Below are 18,576 nucleotides of genomic sequence, written 5' to 3' on the forward strand. Positions count from 1 at the left end.
AGTCCAGTCAAAAACGGAGGCCCTGGACCGTGGACGCACGGCATCCATGACGCTCTCATGAAGGTTCGCCGGGCCGGCGGCACGTTCGCAGTGTTGTCGTATAGAGTAATAGGGCAACCGGATCCGAACGCAGTGCTGTCCTCACCTTCTATGGGGCTGTCTTTCGTATGAAATACAAGGACTATTATGCCGTCCTCGGGTTGGAGCGCAGCGCCTCCCAGGACGAGGTCAAGCGTGCGTACCGCAAGCTGGCCCGCAAGCATCACCCGGACCTCAACAAGCAGGCGGATGCCGAGGAACGCTTCAAGGAAGTGGGCGAGGCCTACGAGGTGCTCAAGGATCCGGAGAAGCGCGCGGCCTACGACCGCCTGGGCAGCGAGTGGCAGAGCGGCCAGGAGTTCCAGCCGCCGCCGAACTGGGACGAAGGCTTCGAGTTCCACGGGGCGGGCGGGGATGCGGCTGGCGAGGCCAATCTCAACGATTTCTTCGAAGCGATGTTCGGCCGGGGCCACGGCCGCGGCGCGTATCAACGGCAGGGCGCCGCGGCCGCGATGGCCGGACAGGATCACCACGCCAAGGTCCTGATCGATCTGGAAGATGCCTATCGCGGAGCGCAGCGCGCCATCTCGCTGCAAATGCCGGTGGTCGACGAGCAAGGTCATCTCACGCTGCAAACGCGCACGCTGAACGTCACGTTTCCAAAGGGCATCCGCGCCGGACAGCATTTGCGGCTCGCGGGCCAGGGCGCCCCGGGACTGGGTGGCGCGCCGGCCGGCGACCTCTATCTGGAGATCGCGTTCCGCGAACATCCGCGCTTTCGTGTCGACGGCCGCGACGTCTCGCTCGACCTGCCGGTTGCGCCCTGGGAAGCCGCGCTTGGCGCCCAGGTCACCGTGCCGACCCCGGACGGTTCCGTCGAAATGACGGTGCCCAGGAGTTCGCAAGGCGGACGGCGCTTGCGGCTCAAGGGCAAGGGCATTCCGGGGACGCCGCCCGGCGATCTGTATGTGGTGTTGAACCTCGTCTTGCCGCCGGCCGACACCGAGCGCGCCGCCGCTGCGTACAACGTGATGCGACAGGCGTTCGACTTCGACCCGCGCGCCCATTTTTATGGATGACCGCTCATCATGAAAGAGTCCGTGACGACTTACCTGGAAGGCCAGATAGTCAATGAAGAGATGGAAATCACGCTGGTCGAGTTGTGCCGTGCGAGCGGCGCCTCGCAAGAGGAAGTGACCCTGTGGGTCGCGGAAGGCGCATTCGCCCCGCGCGGTGCGGGACCGGACGAATGGCGCTTTAGCGGCGCTGCGCTGCGGCGTGTGCGCACTGCCCACCGCCTTGCGCACGACCTCGAGATCAATCCGCCGGGTATCGCGCTCGTGCTCGATCTGCTCGACGAAATCGATGCGCTGCGAGCCAATCCGCGGCGTGCGCGCAGCGGCTAGGCTACGCCGTCATTTGGCAATCTTCCGATTTAACAATTGGCCGTGCTTAATACCTGTGCAGCCCTATCAGCAGGCCGCAACGGCAGGCCGCGCAAACCGGCAAATGGGCCCTTTCTCCGGCTCTTTTCTGCGAATCGAAATCTTCCTGCCGCCCCAATAATTCGCTCTGTGTAAGGCGCGAAATGTGAAATGCCGCGCCTTCGCGCGACGAATCACAAGGGGAGATCCAATGAGAACCAGCATGCTTTGCGCGGCGGCCGCCATGACGGCGCTGGCCGCCGGCATACCTGCGCACGCCGAACTCGGCAGCGCGCCCACCTGGTCGGCCAGCAATGCGGGCCAGGCGACGAGGCTGGTCCAGCACGTCAGCACCGCCGCGGTTTCATACACCGTCAACGAGACCACGCTGAGCGGCGGCACAGTGGTGCGCGAGTACGTCGCGCAAAACGGTGCTGTCTTTGCGGTGGTTTGGCATGGCCCGCAGATGGCGCCGCTCAATACTTTGCTAGGCAGCTATTTCCCCCAGTACCTGCAGGGGATCAGCGCGGCACGCGCGGCCCAAGGCGGCGGTCACGGCCCCGCGATGGTCCAGGACGACGGCCTGGTCGTCCAGACCGGTGGTCATATGGGCAATTTCACGGGCCGGGCGTATCTGCCCCAGGCGCTCCCACAAGGCACTAGCCCGGACGACCTGCAATGAACTGGATCAACATGATGCGAACCATGACGTGGGCGCTCGTTGCGGCGCTTCTCACGAGTCTGGCTGCCTGCGGCGGTGGTGGGGGTGGCGGCTCTTCGTCGGCATCGGCGACTGGCAATACCACCAGCAATTCGAGCAGCAGTACCTCGACCACCACCTCAGCGAGTACGACCGCCACAGCGAGTACGCTGAGTTCGGCAAATCCCACGGCGGTGCCGACCTCGAGCACCGCTGTGAATACAGTGCCGGTGCTGGTTTCGGTCACGCAGTTCAACCGCGCCAATGCGCCAATGGCGAGCGTCACCGTGTGCACGGCGGGCTCGAATGCCACATCGAACTGCACGACGATCGACAATGTGCTGGTCGATACCGAATCGTTCGGCTTGCGGCTGTTCGCATCGGCGATCCCGTCGACCACGCTCAACACGCTCGCAGCGCAGAGTTCGGGCAGCGCGACGGTGGCCGAGTGCGCCTTGTTCGGCAGCGGCTACTCGTGGGGCACCGTGCGCAATGCCGACATCAAGCTAGGTGGCGAAATCGGCCAGAACGTGCCGATTCAGGTGATGGCCGATTCGACGCTCACGGCGACTGCGCCGAGCGACTGCCAACAGGCGCCGGCCTTTGCACAGGCCTCGGATCTCGGAGCGAACGGCATTCTCGGTGTGGGCGTAGCGCCGCAGGACTGTGGCAGCCAATGCGTGAGCAATAGTCCGGCGGGCTTCTACTACGCCTGCAGCGGTACGACCTGCAACGTCGCCAACCGGCAACTGGCTCAGCAGGTGGGCAATCCGGTCCAGTACTTCAGCACCGACAACAACGGTGTGGTGCTGGAGATGCCCGCAGTCGGCTCGAGCGGGGCCGCGTCGGCCTCGGGCACGCTGGTGTTCGGGATCGATACGCAGTCCAACAATACGCTGACCGGTAGCGGGGCGACCCTACTCACGACCGATGCGTCCGGCGACTTCACCGCGACCTACAACGGCGTTACTTTCAGCGACAACGCATTTTTCGATTCGGGCTCGAACGTGCTGTTCTTCCAGGACTCGACCATCGCGACCAATGGCCTGAAGTACTTCGTGCCCAGTTCGACACTGGCGCGCTCGGTCGCGATTACCGGCGCCAATTCCGTGAACGCCACGATCGATTTCAACGTGGCTAACGCGAACACGCTGTTTGCTTCGGGTAACTATGCGTTCAACAACCTGGCCTCGTATCTGAACGCTACCTTCGATCTGGGCATGCCGTTCTTCTACGGGCGCCATGTCTACTACGGCATCACCGGCACCACCTCGCCAGGCGGCGGCACGGGGCCGTACGTGGCCTTCACCTCGAGCTAGGCCGCAGGAGCGGCGGCGCACCCCGCCGCTCAACTGAGCGCGAGCGCGTTCGCGAGCCTGGCGTGCGGCCGCGCGACGTGGTAACCCTGCACGTAGACCTCCGGGCGCTGCCGCAGCCAGCGCAACTGCGCCTCGGTTTCCACACCCGCCACAATCGCACGTATCTTCAACCTCTCGAGCAGGTCGAGCAGGCCGGTCATCACGACGCAGTCACGCGGCGCGAACGGCACGCGCTTCATAAAGCCGCGCGCCAGCTTGACCGTATCGATATGAGCCGCCCCCAGCAGCGAAAGCGGTGAGTATCCCGAACCAAAATCGTTGAGCGCGAGCCGCACGCCGAGTTGCCGCAGCGAACGCGTGAACTCCTGGGTCGACAGCAGCGTCGCCGTGTCTTCGGTGGCGACCAGTTCCAGTTCGATCAGCAGCGGGTCGATGCCATGACGCCGGGTCGTGTCGCGCAGGGCGGCGCAGAGCGCCCCATCGAGCAATTGCGCCGGCTGGATATTGATGGTGACGGGCGGCAGAACCTGGCCGGCCCGCCGTATCTCGCCTAGTTGCACGCATACCGCTTCGAGCATGAATTCGCTGGCCGCGCATGCGGTCTGCGGATCGTCGAAGGCCGTTACGAAGCATTCCGGCAGCAGCAGGCCATATTGAGGATGCTGCCACCGCAACAGGCATTCGACGTTGAGCAGCGTGAGCGTCTGCGCATGGGCGACCGGCTGATAGGCGACACTGAACTCGCCAGCCCGCAAGCCGGCGCGAATCCGCTGCGCGAGCGCTGCGTCGTGGCTGGACGGCTCGGCCGCGTGTTCGACCGCGTCCTCATCGGTCACGCGTATCACGGCATCTGCGGTGCGGTTCACTGCGCGCTCCTTTCCAATATGGGTAGCCGGCCCCTGGCCAGCCTTTAGTCATCTCGCCGGCGTTTCGAAGTCCGGTAAATCGATTTACCGGCCGCCACGTTGTTATGCGCCCAAGCATAAGGCCGGTTACTGATGAAGACTGTCAAGAATTAACAGGTTAATTCTAGAAAATTTTAAATATTGTTAAGTGTGGTGGTTTTGGTTGGTGATGGTTTTGTTTGGATGGAATTCGTATGATTTAAACGGATTGAGTGCCGATGCAGTGAGCATGTGAAAGATAAGTTCGCAATTCAGGAAGTCGATTGAGTTTTGGTGGGCAGGATTGTTTGATATAGGTCTGGTAATTATAAAATCGCTTAAAATAAACGTTCGTATGAAACAGCGAGGCGGCGGTCAGCGTCGGCAGATGCCTCGATAGTGTTTTCATCCTTGCCAGGGTTGCCTTTGGGCGGGGTGTCCGCGTGCCTTTCGTAGAGCCTTTGTCGAACCGTTACTGGTCGAATCACGGTTGCTAGTGTGATGCTGGCAGACCATCCGATATTCACTTCTCCTGCGCGCGCATTTCCCATCTTCGTCTCGATACTTCGGACCGAATTGTCGATTTTGACAATGTTTAACGGAACTGATATGGGCAATTTGCATTGCTTGTCAATTTAAAAGAAGCGAACTCAATAAAATCCGCTTATCCCAAATTAATGCGCGCCGGGGTTCCGATTTTCGAAACATCGGATCGGTTTGTCTGTTGAATACCGGTGGGTCGGTTAGTGTCGCGCGATACCTGAGAGGCTTTCGTTAAAATGAACAAGTCATACAGAACCATCTGGAATGAGGCCCTTGGTGCGTGGGTAGCCGCATCGGAAATCTCGTCTGCGCGTGGCAAGCCGAATAAATCTTCCGTGGCCAAGGCGATCGCCGTGGTCGTTCTGGGCGCCAGTGCCGGCATGAACGTCGCGCAGGCGCAGTACGCGGTGGGCAACGGTACGGCGACCGGCGCGCAGTCGATTGCGATTGGCGGCTCGAACGGCAGCACAACCACCGCATCGGGCGCCACGTCCATCGCGATCGGCGCCAACGCCACCGCCTCGGGCGGCTATTCGCAGGCGTTCGGCCAGGCCACGACTGCGACTGGCCTGAGCGCGATTGCCATGGGTTCCGGCGCCAAGGCGACCAATACGGGCGCGACGGCTCTGGGTAACGATGCGACCGCGTCGGGTTCTAGCTCGATCGCGATTGGCGGCGGCAACAGCAGCGGCACCGGCGGTTCGGCCGCGCTCGCGACCAATTCGATCACGATTGGCCGCTATTCGGTTGCGTCGACGGCGGCGACTTCGGGCGTGGCGATTGGCTATGCGTCGACAGTCTCGGGAGCAGGCGCCGTGGCGTTGGGCCAGTCTGCGACGGCTTCCAGTACGTCCGACATGGCGCTTGGCGTATCCGCCACGGCGAGCGGCGGCAGCTCGCTGGCAATCGGCACGACTTCGACGGCGTCGGGGGCCAACGCGTTGGCGCTCGGCGGTAACAGCACCGCGAGCTATGCCAACAGCGTGGCGATTGGTTATGGCAGCACCACAGGCACGGCTGCACCAACCGGAACGGGCTATCTCACGGGCAGTACAGCGCCGTCGTCTGTGGTGTCGGTAGGCAGCTCGACTGCGTTGCGCCGGATCACCAATGTCGCCGACGGCTCCGCGCCGCAGGACGCCGTCACGGTCGCACAGCTCAGCACCGGCATGAGCACCACGGCCAGCAGCATTTCGAGCTTGTCGACTTCGACGTCGACGGGCTTGAGCACGGCGACTAGCAGCATCGCTTCGCTTTCGACTTCTGCGTCTACTGGGATCAGTACCGCGCAAAGTGGGGTGAATTCGTTGTCGACGGGTTTGAGCACCACGAACAGCAATGTCACGGCATTGTCCACTTCGACGTCGACGGGGCTGAGCACAGCGGTTAGTCGTGATGCCAGCTTGTCGACCGGCCTGAGCACGACGAATAGCAATGTGACTGCGCTGTCCACTTCAGCGTCTACGGGTATCAGCACGGCGCAAAGCGGGGTGACTTCGCTGTCGACTGGTTTGAGCACGACGAACAGCAATCTGACTTCGCTTTCTACGTCGACATCGGCGGGTATCAGCACGACCCAAAGTGGCGTGACTTCGCTGTCCACCGGCCTGAGCACGACCAACAGCAGTGTGACGGCGCTTTCCACCTCGACCTCGACGGGCATCAGCACGGCGCAAAGTGGCGTGACTTCGCTGTCCACCGGCCTGAGCACGACCAACAGCAGTGTGACGGCGCTTTCCACCTCGACCTCGACGGGCATCAGCACGACGCAAAGCAGCGTCGCATCGTTGTCCACCACGACGTCGACCAGCGTCAGTTCGTTGTCGACTGGTCTCAGTACAACTAACAGCAGCGTGGCTTCGCTGTCGACCTCGACGTCTACGGGTATCAGCACAGCGCAAAGCGGTGTGAGCTCGCTGTCCACCGGCTTGAGCACGACCAACAGTAGCGTGACGGCGCTCTCGACCTCGGCCTCGACGGGCATCAGCACGGCTCAAAGTGGCGTGAACTCACTGTCGACCGGCTTGAGCACGACCAACAGCAGTGTGACGGCGTTGTCGACCTCAACTTCGACAGGTATCAGCACAGCCCAAAGCAGCGTGGCCTCGCTGTCCACCACGACGTCGACCAGCGTCAGTTCGTTGTCGACGGGCGTGAACACTGCGCAGAGCGGCGTAGCGTCTCTGTCGACGGGGCTTTCTACGACCAACAGCAGCCTGAGTTCGCTTTCGACCTCGACTTCGACCGGCCTCGCCACCGCGAACAGCAGCATCACCAGCCTGTCGACCGGCGTGAGCACGGTCCAGACCAACGTGAACGCTCTCGGCACCAGCACGGCCGCGGCGCTGGGCGGCGGGGCGACCTACAACTCGGCAACCGGTGCAGTTTCCGCTCCGTCGTACACCACGTACAACGCTAATGGCACGACCAGCACGGTCAATAACGTGGGGTCGGCGCTGAGCAACATCGACAGCCAGGGCATCAAGTACTTCCACGCCAACTCGACGCTGGCGGACTCGCAGGCACTCGGCACGAATAGCGTGGCGATCGGACCGACGGCCGTGGCCAACAACCCGGGCGATGTCGCGCTGGGTTCCGGCTCGGTGACGGCGGCCGCGAACCCCACCAGCAGCGCCACGGTCGGTTCGACCACCTTCAGCGGCTTTGCCGGGGCCAACCCGACGAGCGTCGTGAGCGTCGGCGCAGTGGGCGCCGAGCGGCAGATCACGAACGTGGCAGCAGGCCGCATCACGGCGACCAGCACCGATGCCGTGAACGGCAGTCAACTGTATTCCGTGGCGAACCAGGTGAACTCGGTGGGCAGTTCGGTGAGCTCGTTGTCGACGGGCTTGAGCTCCTTGTCGACTTCGACTTCCACGGGCATCAGCACGGCGCAGAGCGGTGTGAATTCGTTGTCCACGGGTCTGAGCACGACGAACAGCAGCGTGGCTTCGCTGTCGACGTCGACTTCGACGGGCATCAGTACGGCACAAAGCGGTGTGAATTCGTTGTCCACCGGCCTCAGCACGACGAACAGCAGCGTGGCTTCACTGTCGACCTCGACTTCGACGGGTATCAGCACGGCGCAAAGCGGCGTGAACGCGTTGTCCACTGGGCTGAGCACGACCAACAGCAGCGTGGCTTCGCTGTCGACGTCGACTTCGACGGGTATCAGCACGGCGCAAAGCGGCGTGAACTCGTTGTCCACCGGGCTGAGCACGACCAACAGCAGCGTCGCTTCTCTGTCTACTACGACATCGACCAGCGTCAGTTCGTTGTCGACTGGTGTGAGCACCGCGCAGAGCGGCGTTGCGTCCTTGTCCACCGGCTTGAGTACGACGGACAGCAGCGTGGCTTCGCTCTCGACCTCGACCTCGACGGGTATCAGCACGGCTCAAAGCGGCGTGAACTCGCTGTCGACCGGCTTGAGCACGACCAACAGCAGCGTGGCTTCACTGTCAACCTCGACGTCGACAGGCATCAGCACTGCACAAAGCAGCGTCGCTTCGCTGTCCACCACGACGTCAACCAGCGTCAGTTCGTTGTCGACTGGCGTGAGCACCGCGCAGAGCGGCGTGGCGTCCTTGTCCACTGGTCTGAGTACGACGGACAGCAGCGTGGCTTCGCTCTCGACCTCAACTTCGACGGGTATCAGCACGGCCCAAAGCAGCGTCGCTTCGTTGTCCACCACGACGTCGACCAGCGTCAGTTCTTTGTCGACGGGCGTGAGCACCGCGCAGAGCGGCGTAGCGTCTTTGTCGACGGGTCTGAGCACGACGAATAGCAGCGTGGCTTCGCTCTCGACGTCGACCTCGACGGGCATCAGCACGGCACAAAGCGGTGTGAACTCGCTGTCGACGGGTTTGAGCACGACCAACAGCGGCTTGGCTTCGCTCTCGACGTCGACGTCGACCGGTATCAGCACGGCCCAAAGCAGCGTCGCTTCGCTGTCCACCACGACGTCGATTAGCGTCAGTTCTTTGTCGACGGGCGTGAGCACCGCGCAGAGCGGCGTCGCATCTCTGTCGACGGGGCTGAGCACGACGAACAGCAGCGTGGCTTCGCTCTCGACCTCGACCTCGACGGGCATCAGCACGGCCCAAAGCGGTGTGAGCTCGCTGTCCACTGGACTCAGCACGACCAACAGCAACGTGGCCTCGTTGTCGACGGGCCTGGCGAATTCGGTCCAGTACGACGACTCGACCCATACGAAGGTGACACTGGGCGGCGTTGGTTCGACCACACCGGTGACCCTGACCAATGTCGCCGCCGGAGTGAATCCGACCGACGCGGTCAACTTCAGCCAGTTGACTTCGCTGTCCACGACGACATCGACGAGCGTCAGTTCGTTGTCGACTGGTGTGAGCACCGCGCAAAGCGGCGTGGCGTCGCTTTCGACGGGGCTCAGTACGACGGGCAGCAGTATCGCTTCGCTGTCGACGGGCTTGAGCACCACGAACAGCAGTGTGACTTCGCTTTCAACGTCGACCTCGACCGGCATCAGCACGGCTCAAAGCGGCGTGACGTCGTTGTCCACGGGTCTGAGCACCACGAACAGCAACGTAGCTTCGCTGTCGACCTCGACTTCCACGGGTATCAGCACGGCCCAAAGTGGCGTGAACTCGCTGTCTACCGGCCTGAGCACGACCAACAGCAGCGTGGCTTCGCTCTCGACCTCGACCTCGACGGGCATCAGCACAGCCCAAAGCGGCGTGACCTCGCTTTCAACCGGCCTGAGCACGACCAACAGCAACGTAGCTTCGCTGTCGACCTCGACCTCGACGGGCATCAGCACAGCCCAAAGCGGCGTGAACTCGCTTTCAACCGGCCTGAGCACGACCAACAGCACAGTCACCGCGCTCTCGACCTCGACCTCGACCGGCATCGCCTCGCTGTCGACCAGCGTCGGCTCGATCCAGACCAACGTCACCGCGCTCGGCAACAGCACGGCGTCCGCGCTCGGCGGCGGCGCGACCTACAACGCGACAACCGGCGCGATCTCCGCACCGTCGTATGTCACGTACAACGCGAACGGCACGACCAGCACGCTCAACGACGTCGGCTCGGTGCTCAACAGCATCAACAGCCAGGGCATCAAGTACTTCCATGCCAATTCGACCCTGGCCGATTCGCAGGCGCTCGGCGTGAACAGCGTCGCCGTCGGACCGGCGTCGCAGGCCATCGGCGACAACAGCATTGCGCAAGGCAACGGGGCGATCGCTTCGACCGAAGGCGACATCGCCATCGGCCAGGCTGCCGCCGCCAACGGTCAGAGCGCCGCGGCGCCGGCGACCGCGATCGGCGCGCAGGCCAGCGCGACCGGCGCGGGCAGTCTGGCAATGGGTTCGTTTGCAACCGCCTCGGCTACTGAAGGCACCGCACTGGGCTATTCCTCGACGGCCAGCGGCGGGGCTGGTACGGCGATCGGCCTCGCGGCCACGGCGTCGGGTGCGGCGTCCACCGCGCTCGGCGAACTGGCTAACGCCAGCGGCGGCGACAGCAATGCGATCGGCCGTCTGGCGAGCGCCTCGGGCACCGGTTCGATCGCCCTGGGCGGCAACGGCACGGGCTCATCGCTGACGGGCGGCGCGAGCGCCGCGGCGAGCGACGCGATTGCCATCGGCGGCTCCTCGTCGGTGGTATCCGCGGCCACTTCGGGTATCGCAATCGGCGTGAGCAGCACCTCGTCCGGCACGCAAAGCGTGGCGCTCGGCGCCAATGCGGTCGCCAGCACCAACAATTCGGTGGCGCTGGGCGCCAATTCGACGACGGCTGCCGCCGTGCCGGTCAGCTCGGCCACGATCGGCGGCACGACGTACGGCACGTTTGCGGGTAACGCGCCGGTCGGCGTGGTGAGCGTCGGTGCAGCGGGCGCCGAGCGTCAGGTCACCAACGTCGCTGCCGGTCAGATCACGGCGGCGAGCACCGATGCCATCAACGGCAGCCAGTTGTACGCGGTGGCGACCCAGGTGAACACCGCGGCGAGCAACGTGGCGTCCTTGTCGACGGGCGTCAGTTCGTTGTCCACAGGGTTGAGCACGACCAACAGCACGGTGGCGAGCCTCTCCACCTCGACTTCGACTGGCCTCAGCTCGCTGTCGACCGGCCTGAGCACGACCAACAGCACGGTGGCGAGCCTGTCCACTTCGACCTCGACCGGTCTCAGCTCGCTCTCCACTGGCTTGAGCACGACCGACAGCAGCCTGGCTTCGCTGTCGACGTCAACCTCGACGGGCATCAGCACCGCGCAGAGCGGCGTGAACTCGCTGTCCACGGGTCTGAGCACGACCAATAGCAGCGTGGCGTCGCTGTCCACCTCGACTTCGACCGGCATCAGCACGGCACAAAGTGGCGTGGCTTCGCTGTCTACCGGTCTGAGCACGACCAACAGCAACGTCGCGTCCCTGTCGACGGGTCTCACCACGACCAACAGCAACGTGGCCTCGTTGTCGACGGGTCTCACCACCACCAACAGCAATGTCGCCTCGCTGTCGACGGGCCTGAACACGACCAACAGCAACGTCGCCTCGCTGTCCACTGGCCTGAACACGGCCACCAGCAGCGTCACCGCGCTGTCGACGGGCATCGCCAACGGCACGGTGGGTCTCGTGCAGCAGGTCGGCGGCGCACCGGGCAACGGTGCGATCACGGTGGGCGCCAACACGGGCGGCACCGTCGTCGACTTCACCGGCACGGCAGGCGCGCGCCAGTTGACCGGCGTGGCCGCCGGCACCGCGGCCACGGATGCGGTGAACGTCAGCCAGTTGCAGGCGGTGGCCTCGGTCGCGAGCGATGCCGTGCTGTACGACAACGCCGCGCATACCAGCGTGACGCTCGGCGGCGTTGGCGCGGCCTCCGCGGTTGCACTGACCAACATCGCAGCCGGCGCGATCTCCGCGACCAGCACCGACGCGGTCAACGGCAGCCAGTTGTATGCGCTCGAAACGCAACTGTCGCAAACCACCAGCCAACTGACCCAACTGTCGCAGACCACCACCACTAACACCACGTCAAGCAATTCGAAGTACGTGGCGGTGAACACCACCGGCAGCGCAGCAAGCGCGACCGGTACCGAATCGGTGGCGATCGGCGGCAACTCGACGGCGAGCGCGAGCAACACCGTCGCGGTCGGTTCCGGCTCCCAGGCGAGCGGGTCCAGCTCGTCCGCGGTAGGCGCCAATGCTACCGCGTCCGGCTCGAACTCGGTGGCGATCGGCGCCGGTTCGGTGGCAACGGAGGCGAATTCGGTATCGGTGGGCTCGCCGGGTAACGAGCGGACCATCACCAACGTGGCGCCGGGCGTCAACCCGACCGATGCGGTAAACGTTGCGCAACTGCAGGGCGTTGAGCAGAATATCGACAACGTTGCGCGCGCAGCCTACTCGGGCGTGGCCATGGCCGGTGCGTTGGCCGGCCTGCCGCAGGTCGAGCCGGGCAAGACCTTCCAGGTTGCCGCAGGGGTAGGCAACTACGCGGGCTACAGCGCCATCGCCATCGGCGCCAGCGCCCGGGTTACACAGAACACCATCGTCAAGCTGGGCGCCAGCGCGACGAACGGGGCTCACGTGCTGGTCAACGCCGGGGTGGGGTATTCCTGGTAATCCATCTGAGTGTGAACATGCGCATCGGGATTTCCGTCATTACACACACCGGCCAGAACATCTGGCAGAACGGGCTGGGGCAGAACGTCATCTTTCTGGCGGAACTCTTCCAGCGCCTGCCGTTCGTGCAGTCGGTGGTGTTGATCGATGTCGGAGACCAGGGCGTGATGCCCGCCCAGGTGGATCTGGCCGCGCGCAACCTGCGCCTGATGAGGGCGCGTGAAGCCACGGACGAAGTGGATGTGATCGTCGAAATGGGCGGTGCGCTCGACATCGAGTGGCTCGACCTGATGCGCGCGCGCGGCAAGAAGGTGGTGTTCTACTGCTGCGGCCAGCCGTATGTCGGTCTTGCCGAACCGGCCATTTTCACCAAGCCCACTCATGCGCCGCGGCCCGACCGCTGCGACGAGGTCTGGCACCTGCCCAAAGACGCCGCCTTCGCGCCGATGATGCGGCTGCTGCACCGCTGCGATGTGCACGAGGCGCCCTTCATCTGGCATCCGCAATTTGTCCAGCAGCGCGTGCGGGAAGTCGAGGCGCTCGGTATGCGCTATGGCTATCGAGCCGACGCCACGGCAACTGAGGCAACCGGCGACGGCGCACGCCGTGGCCTGCGAGTGGCGATTTTCGAGCCGAATATTTCGGTGGTGAAGACCTCGAGCATTCCGATGCTGGTCTGCGACGAGGCCTACCGTGTCGAGCGCAGCCTCGTCGAGGCGATGCACGTGCTCAACACCTTGCACCTCAAAGATCATCCCACCATGCTGTATTTCGCCAATTCGCTGGACCTCGTGCGCGAGCACAAGGCGACGTTCCATGGCCGCCACGATATCGTCGGCTTCATGGTGCAGCATGCCGACGCCATCGTCGCGCATCAATGGCAGAACGAACAGAACTATAGCTATCTCGACGCGCTGTACGGCGACTATCCGCTGATCCACAATTCGCCGTGGCTCAAGGAAGCGGGCTATTACTACCCCGGCTTCGATACGCGCCAGGGCGCGGCGCAACTGCAGCACGCAGCGGCGCAGCACGCCGATGGCCTCGCCGATTATCGCGCCCGCTCGCAACGCATTTTCGCGGCGGTGGACCCGTTCAACCAGGCCAATCTCGACGCCTATGCGGCCCGGTTGCTGCACCTGTGCCGCGACACGGCATTTGCCCCCCATGCGAGCCGCTCATGAGCATTGAACTAAGCCCGGGTTCCCAGCCCCGCAAGCTGCGCGTCGGCGTGTCGATCTACGTGCGCAAGGGCGAGCAATCGGTGTGGGAAAACGGCATCTACCAGAACTGCATTTTTCTCGTGATGCTGCTGATGCGCTCGCCGCTCGTCGAAGCCACGTATCTGGTCGCAGGCGGAGGCGATGGCCGGCCCGAGGATGCGAAGAACTTTCTCGCCGATTCGCCGGTGCCGTTGATCGACATGGACGAAGCGGCCGCGACGCTCGACGTGATGATCGAGATGAGCGCCCAACTGGCGCGCGAGTGGGTGGTGGCGTTTCGCGAGCGCGGCGGCAAGATCGTGTCGATGCGGGTGGGCAACGACTACGTCATCGACATCGAACGGATGATCTTCGACAAGCCACATGGACTCCTGATTAATGCGGCGCCGTATCACGAGGTCTGGACGCTGCCCGAATACGAAAACACCTGCGTGCCGTATTACGCCTGCACCTTTCGCTGCCCGGTGCGCCTGATGCCGCACCTGTGGAGCCCGCTGGTGCTGGAGCGCGAAGCGGCGCGCCTGCCCGAAGGGCTCGCCTTCGGCTACCGGCCGGGACGGCGGCGCTGGCGCGCCGGCATCTTCGAGCCGAATATCTGCATGGTGAAGACGAGCTTCGTGCCGCTCTTGTCCTGCGAGGCGGCGCACCGCACCGATCCCGACCTGCTGGAACACGTCTGGGCCTACAACACGTTTCATCTGAAGGAGCATGTGAGCTTCAACGGCTTCGCCCGCAGCCTGAATATCGTCAAGCATGGCCTGACCTCGTTCGAAGGGCGCTTTCCGTTTTGCCGGGTGGTGGCGAGCGACGTGGACGTGGTGGTCAGCCATCATTGGGAAAACGCTCAGAACTACGTCTACTATGAGGCGCTGTACGGCGGCTATCCGCTGATTCACAACTCGCATCTGATCGGCGATTGCGGCTACCGCTATCACGACTTCGATTGCGAGGAGGGCGGACAGGCCTTGCAGCGGGCCTTTGTCGAGCACGATACGCATCTCGAGACCTACCGGCGCACCGCCAAGGCGTTTCTGCACAGACTGGACCCCGAGAACGACGACAACGTGCGCATCTACAGCGATGCATTGGCTGCGCTCTATGCGCCCGCTTAGCGGTATCGCCATGCGTGATCTGGCGGGCACACGCCGATTTTCATTGCGCCGCAGTCGCCAGACTGCGCGCTGCGTTTCCGCGCGTTTCTGTTTCATGCCTGGGTTTCGAATCACACCATGAAAGCATATTGTTCGCTTGAACGAATCACCCGGCCGATACGCCCGTCGACGGCCGCACGCCTTGCCGCCATGCTGGCGGCCGCCTGCGTGATGGCCTGCGGGCCGACGCTCGCGCTCGCGCAGCAGGGCACTTCGGCCGACGAACTGCTGAACGACGCCAACCAGGTCCTGCAGCAACTCGACGCCAATCACTATACGGCGCTCTGGCAAGACGCGGCGCCGTTCGTCAAGGCGAGCGTGCCGCAGGAGCGCTTTGCGAGCCAGATGCAGCAGGCGCGGCAGTCGGTGGGCGCCGTGACCCGGCGCGGCTGGGCCTCGGTCACGCGGATCCAGTACAGCGGCGCCAAAGGCATTCCCGATGGCCTGTATGCGAACGTCGATTTCGCTACCACCCTGGCGAGCGGGCGCACGGTGTTCGAAATGCTGAGCTTCCGGTTGGGCGACGACGGCCAGTGGCATCTGACCGGTTACGTGCCGCGCCAAACCCAGGACCGGACGGCGACCCAGAGCCAGATTGCGACACCATGAACGGACTGCGTGTCGGCATCACGATCGGCTTGCATCACGAGGCAGAAACGCTCTGGAATAACGGCATCAAACAGAATGCCGCGTTTCTGGCGGAGGCCTTGCGGCGTTGCCCGCAGGTCGCGCGAGTCGTCCTCGTGAACACCACCGCGGTTGCCGTCACGGCGGCCTTGCCGTGGGACCAGGTTCGCTATCCGACGCTGTCGTTCGAGGCGGCGAAAGACGAACTGGATGTGTTGATCGAACTCGGCGGCCAGATCGACGGCGCCCAGACCGCTTATCTGAAGCAGCGCAATGTGCGGCTTGTGTCGTACTGCTGCGGCTTCGAGTATGTCCACGCAATGGAATCGGTGTTGTTCCGCAAGCCGATGTGGGGCGCGGCACTGTTCGTCAATCAGCGCTACGACGATATCTGGATCATTCCGCAGGTTGCCAATATCAGCCGGTCGTTCTTCGAGGTGTTGCGCCGGCAGACGGGCCGGGTCGTGCCGTTTGTCTGGAGTCCGATGTTTCTGGACGAGCGCGTCAAAGAGCTGCCGAATGCGGGCGAGTACCGGCCGCGTCAAGGCGCACGGCGCCTGAGCGTGATGGAGCCCAATCTCAATGTGGTCAAGTTTTGCCTCTACCCGGCATTGATCGCCGAGCTTGCCTATCGGCAGCGGCCTGACAGCATCGGGCTGCTGCAGGTCACGAACGCCGAACAGATTGCGAAAGAGAGCGTCGATTTCATCGCCTTGATGAACCAGCTCGAGATTGTCCGCGACCATAAGGCGGTCTTCCTCGGCCGGTACGAAACGCCGGTGTTTCTGGCTGAGCACACCGATATCGTCATTTCGCACCAGCTCGAAAATCCGCTGAACTACTTCTACCTCGAAGTGTGCTGGCAAGGCTATCCGTTGATCCACAACGCCTCGCTGTGCAGCGATCTCGGTTACTACTATCAGGGCAACGATGCCGATGAAGGCGCGCGCCGGGTGGTTGAAGCGATCGAATCCCACGACGCGCACGCCTCCTGGTACCGCGAGCAGCAGCGCGGCCTGATTGCGCGTTATTTGCCGGATAACCGGCAACTGGTCGCCACCTATGCGGCGTTATTCGACGACCTGCTGGCACGGCCGGTTCGCTAGAGATTCGTATGCCCATATCGATGCACTCAATGACCTCGCTCTCCACACCGTCTACGCCATTCGAGCGGCTCCAGCAGCGTCTCGAACGCGGTGAGCTCGTGCACGCGTCGCAGGAGATCGACGCCTGGCTGGCGTTGCAGCCGCAAGACGCCGGCGCGCTGACAGCCCGCGCGCACTTGCTCAGGCTGTGCGGCCGCTATGACGAAGCCCAGGCGACGCTCGAACAGTCGCTGGCGATCGCGGCAGACTTTGTCCCGACTCTCATCGAACTGGCGCGGCTCGCGGTGCGCGAAGGCGCGCTTGAGCGCGCCAACGCGTGGTATGAGCGTGCGTTCCAGAGCGCCCCGCAGGCGGCTTACGCGTCCGAATCCTCGGACTGGCTCGAAGCGTGGCTGGAACTCCTGCTGCAACTGAATCTTTGCGGACGTGCGGTGGAGATTGCCGCGGGGTGGTGCGAAGCCCGGCCCGGTTCCTCACGCGCGTGGTTCCTGTTGGGACTCGCGCACCACAAGAGCCAGTCGCAACCGGCCGCGCTTGCGGCGTACCAGCGCGCGCTGGCGCTCGATTCCGGCAACGCCATGTTGCACAGCAATCTGTCGGCGCTGCACTATCAGACGAAGGACGATCGCGTGGCGCTGCGCTTCGCCGAACAGGCGCTGCAGCTCGACCCGAACAACGCTCTCGCCTGGGCCAATGCCAGCAACGCCTGGTTGCGGCTGCGCGAACCGCACAATGCGCTGATCGCGGCAGAACGCGCCTGCGCGTTGGCCCCGCAATACTTCGTCGCCTTGCAAGCATGCAGCAACGCGCTGAAGGAACTGCAACGCTGGGACGAGGCGCTGGCCGTCATCGTCCGGGCCGCGCAGGCGTCGCCTTACGAGCCGAAGGTGAAGTGGGCCGTGGCGATGCTGCAGTTGCTGCGCGGCGACTATGTCAACGGCTTCATCAATCACGAGGCGCGCTGGGCCGGTTCGCCGGAGCTGCAGCAGGCCACTTTCCTGAGTCCGAAGACGCATTGGCAAGGCGAGGATCTGCGCGGCAAGACGCTGCTCATCTGGGGGGAGCAAGGCTTCGGCGACGCCATCCAGTTCGTGCGCTTTATTCCCGCCATCGCTGAACAGGTGCGGCGTGCCGGCGGGACGCTGATTTACTGCTGTTTTCGCAAACTCTTGCCGCTTTTCGAGCGCAGCCTTGCCGCACTGGCCATTGCGGTCGTGCCGCACGATGCGGCCGAATTCCCGGCGTTCGATTTCGATCTCCCGGTCGGCAGCTTGCCGCTGCGGCTCGGTGTGACGCTCGACACCTTGACGACGCCGTCGCGTTACCTCGAAGCGGACCCCGTCCGCATGAGGCAGTGGGGCGCGAAGTTGTCCGGCGATGCAGGGCTCAAGATCGGGCTGGTCTGGAGCGGCAATCGCACGCACCAGCGCAATCCGCTGCGCTCGCTGCCGCCTTCGTTGTACGCGCAAGCATTGCGGGCGATCCCCGGAGCCACGTTCTACAGCCTGCAGATTGACGGCGCCGAAGACGTCAGGGAGATGGCTGGGCACGGCCTCGCGGTGATCGACCACACGGCATCGCTCGACTCGTTCGACGAGTCCGCCGCGCTGATCGGCAATCTCGATCTGGTGATCACCGTGTGCACCTCGGTTGCACATCTCGCGGGCGCGCTGGGCGTGCGCACCTGGCTGCTGCTGGACGTCAATCCGCACTGGGTCTGGATGCTCGATCGCGCTGACAGTCCCTGGTATCCGTCCCTGACGCTGTACCGGCAACGACAATACCGCGACTGGTCCACAGTACTGCAGCGGGTGAGGGCGGACCTGCTGGCGCTGGCTGCGCCGGGCGACGGCGTTGCCGCAACGTAGTCGCCGGTGCAACTGCGGCGCGTTCGCCCGTATTTGCCGCTTCAAGCCGGAGCGCATCGGGCCCGCCACGTTGTCGGCTCGCGCCATGCCA

General features: G+C 63.8%; 11 protein-coding genes. 10 read left to right on the forward strand and 1 reads right to left on the reverse strand.

What is annotated here, in order from left to right; genetic code table 11:
* Positions 1-167: 167 nt before the first annotated feature.
* The 4 genes from AC1ECK_RS12385 to AC1ECK_RS12400 all read left to right on the forward strand — a co-directional run bounded on the left by AC1ECK_RS12385 (position 168) and on the right by AC1ECK_RS12400 (position 3,482).
* Complete coding sequence (locus tag AC1ECK_RS12385; protein WP_480319366.1) at positions 168-1,118, forward strand: DnaJ C-terminal domain-containing protein; 951 nt, start codon at positions 168-170, stop codon at positions 1,116-1,118.
* A 9-nt stretch (positions 1,119-1,127) separates the two neighbouring features.
* Positions 1,128-1,445, forward strand: a complete 318-nt coding sequence (locus AC1ECK_RS12390) for a chaperone modulator CbpM (protein WP_480319368.1) — start codon at positions 1,128-1,130, stop codon at positions 1,443-1,445.
* 229 nt (positions 1,446-1,674) lie between these two features.
* A complete protein-coding gene (locus tag AC1ECK_RS12395; protein WP_480319370.1) occupies positions 1,675-2,145 on the forward strand; it encodes a DUF2844 domain-containing protein in 471 nt (156 codons plus the stop codon).
* Positions 2,142-3,482 (forward strand): DUF3443 family protein, encoded by a 1,341-nt coding sequence (locus AC1ECK_RS12400; protein ID WP_480319372.1) that lies wholly within the window; start codon positions 2,142-2,144, stop codon positions 3,480-3,482. Before AC1ECK_RS12395 ends, AC1ECK_RS12400 begins: the two co-directional genes overlap by 4 nt.
* Positions 3,483-3,511: 29 nt before the next feature.
* Here AC1ECK_RS12400 and AC1ECK_RS12405 read toward each other — a convergent pair whose 3' ends face one another.
* Complete coding sequence (locus AC1ECK_RS12405; RefSeq protein WP_480319374.1) at positions 3,512-4,348, reverse strand: EAL domain-containing protein; 837 nt, start codon at positions 4,346-4,348, stop codon at positions 3,512-3,514.
* 797 nt (positions 4,349-5,145) lie between these two features.
* Here AC1ECK_RS12405 and AC1ECK_RS12410 point away from each other — a divergent pair.
* From AC1ECK_RS12410 to AC1ECK_RS12435, 6 genes are all read left to right on the forward strand, one after another.
* The gene (locus AC1ECK_RS12410; protein WP_480319376.1) at positions 5,146-12,510 is read left to right on the forward strand and encodes a YadA-like family protein; all 7,365 of its coding nucleotides are present in this window, start codon (positions 5,146-5,148) and stop codon (positions 12,508-12,510) included.
* A gap of 17 nt (positions 12,511-12,527) precedes the next feature.
* A complete protein-coding gene (locus tag AC1ECK_RS12415) occupies positions 12,528-13,694 on the forward strand; it encodes a DUF2827 family protein (RefSeq protein WP_480319378.1) in 1,167 nt (388 codons plus the stop codon).
* Positions 13,691-14,845 (forward strand): DUF2827 domain-containing protein, encoded by a 1,155-nt coding sequence (locus tag AC1ECK_RS12420; protein WP_480319380.1) that lies wholly within the window; start codon positions 13,691-13,693, stop codon positions 14,843-14,845. Before AC1ECK_RS12415 ends, AC1ECK_RS12420 begins: the two co-directional genes overlap by 4 nt.
* 117 nt (positions 14,846-14,962) lie before the next feature.
* Entirely contained in the window at positions 14,963-15,493 is a 531-nt protein-coding gene (locus AC1ECK_RS12425) for a DUF4019 domain-containing protein (protein ID WP_480319382.1), read from the forward strand.
* Positions 15,490-16,617: a DUF2827 domain-containing protein gene (locus AC1ECK_RS12430; RefSeq protein ID WP_480319384.1), complete on the forward strand. Its 1,128-nt coding sequence runs from the start codon at positions 15,490-15,492 to the stop codon at positions 16,615-16,617. Before AC1ECK_RS12425 ends, AC1ECK_RS12430 begins: the two co-directional genes overlap by 4 nt.
* 29 nt (positions 16,618-16,646) lie before the next feature.
* Positions 16,647-18,485 carry a tetratricopeptide repeat protein gene (locus AC1ECK_RS12435; protein WP_480319386.1) on the forward strand — a complete coding sequence of 613 codons (1,839 nt, stop codon included), beginning with the start codon at positions 16,647-16,649 and terminating at the stop codon, positions 18,483-18,485.
* Positions 18,486-18,576: the final 91 nt, after the last annotated feature.

The organism is Paraburkholderia sp. SSBN10T (assembly GCF_056619545.1).

What these genes read in the sequence shown, in the direction of transcription:
- AC1ECK_RS12395 (WP_480319370.1), top strand. Translation starts at nt 1,675, where the DNA reads ATGAGAACCAGCATGCTTTGCGCGGCGGCCGCCATGACGGCGCTGGCC.
- AC1ECK_RS12435 (WP_480319386.1), top strand. Translation starts at nt 16,647, where the DNA reads ATGACCTCGCTCTCCACACCGTCTACGCCATTCGAGCGGCTCCAGCAG.
- AC1ECK_RS12385 (WP_480319366.1), top strand. Translation starts at nt 168, where the DNA reads ATGAAATACAAGGACTATTATGCCGTCCTCGGGTTGGAGCGCAGCGCC.
- AC1ECK_RS12400 (WP_480319372.1), top strand. Translation starts at nt 2,142, where the DNA reads ATGAACTGGATCAACATGATGCGAACCATGACGTGGGCGCTCGTTGCG.
- AC1ECK_RS12390 (WP_480319368.1), top strand. Translation starts at nt 1,128, where the DNA reads ATGAAAGAGTCCGTGACGACTTACCTGGAAGGCCAGATAGTCAATGAA.
- AC1ECK_RS12420 (WP_480319380.1), top strand. Translation starts at nt 13,691, where the DNA reads ATGAGCATTGAACTAAGCCCGGGTTCCCAGCCCCGCAAGCTGCGCGTC.
- AC1ECK_RS12415 (WP_480319378.1), top strand. Translation starts at nt 12,528, where the DNA reads ATGCGCATCGGGATTTCCGTCATTACACACACCGGCCAGAACATCTGG.
- AC1ECK_RS12425 (WP_480319382.1), top strand. Translation starts at nt 14,963, where the DNA reads ATGAAAGCATATTGTTCGCTTGAACGAATCACCCGGCCGATACGCCCG.
- AC1ECK_RS12430 (WP_480319384.1), top strand. Translation starts at nt 15,490, where the DNA reads ATGAACGGACTGCGTGTCGGCATCACGATCGGCTTGCATCACGAGGCA.
- AC1ECK_RS12410 (WP_480319376.1), top strand. Translation starts at nt 5,146, where the DNA reads ATGAACAAGTCATACAGAACCATCTGGAATGAGGCCCTTGGTGCGTGG.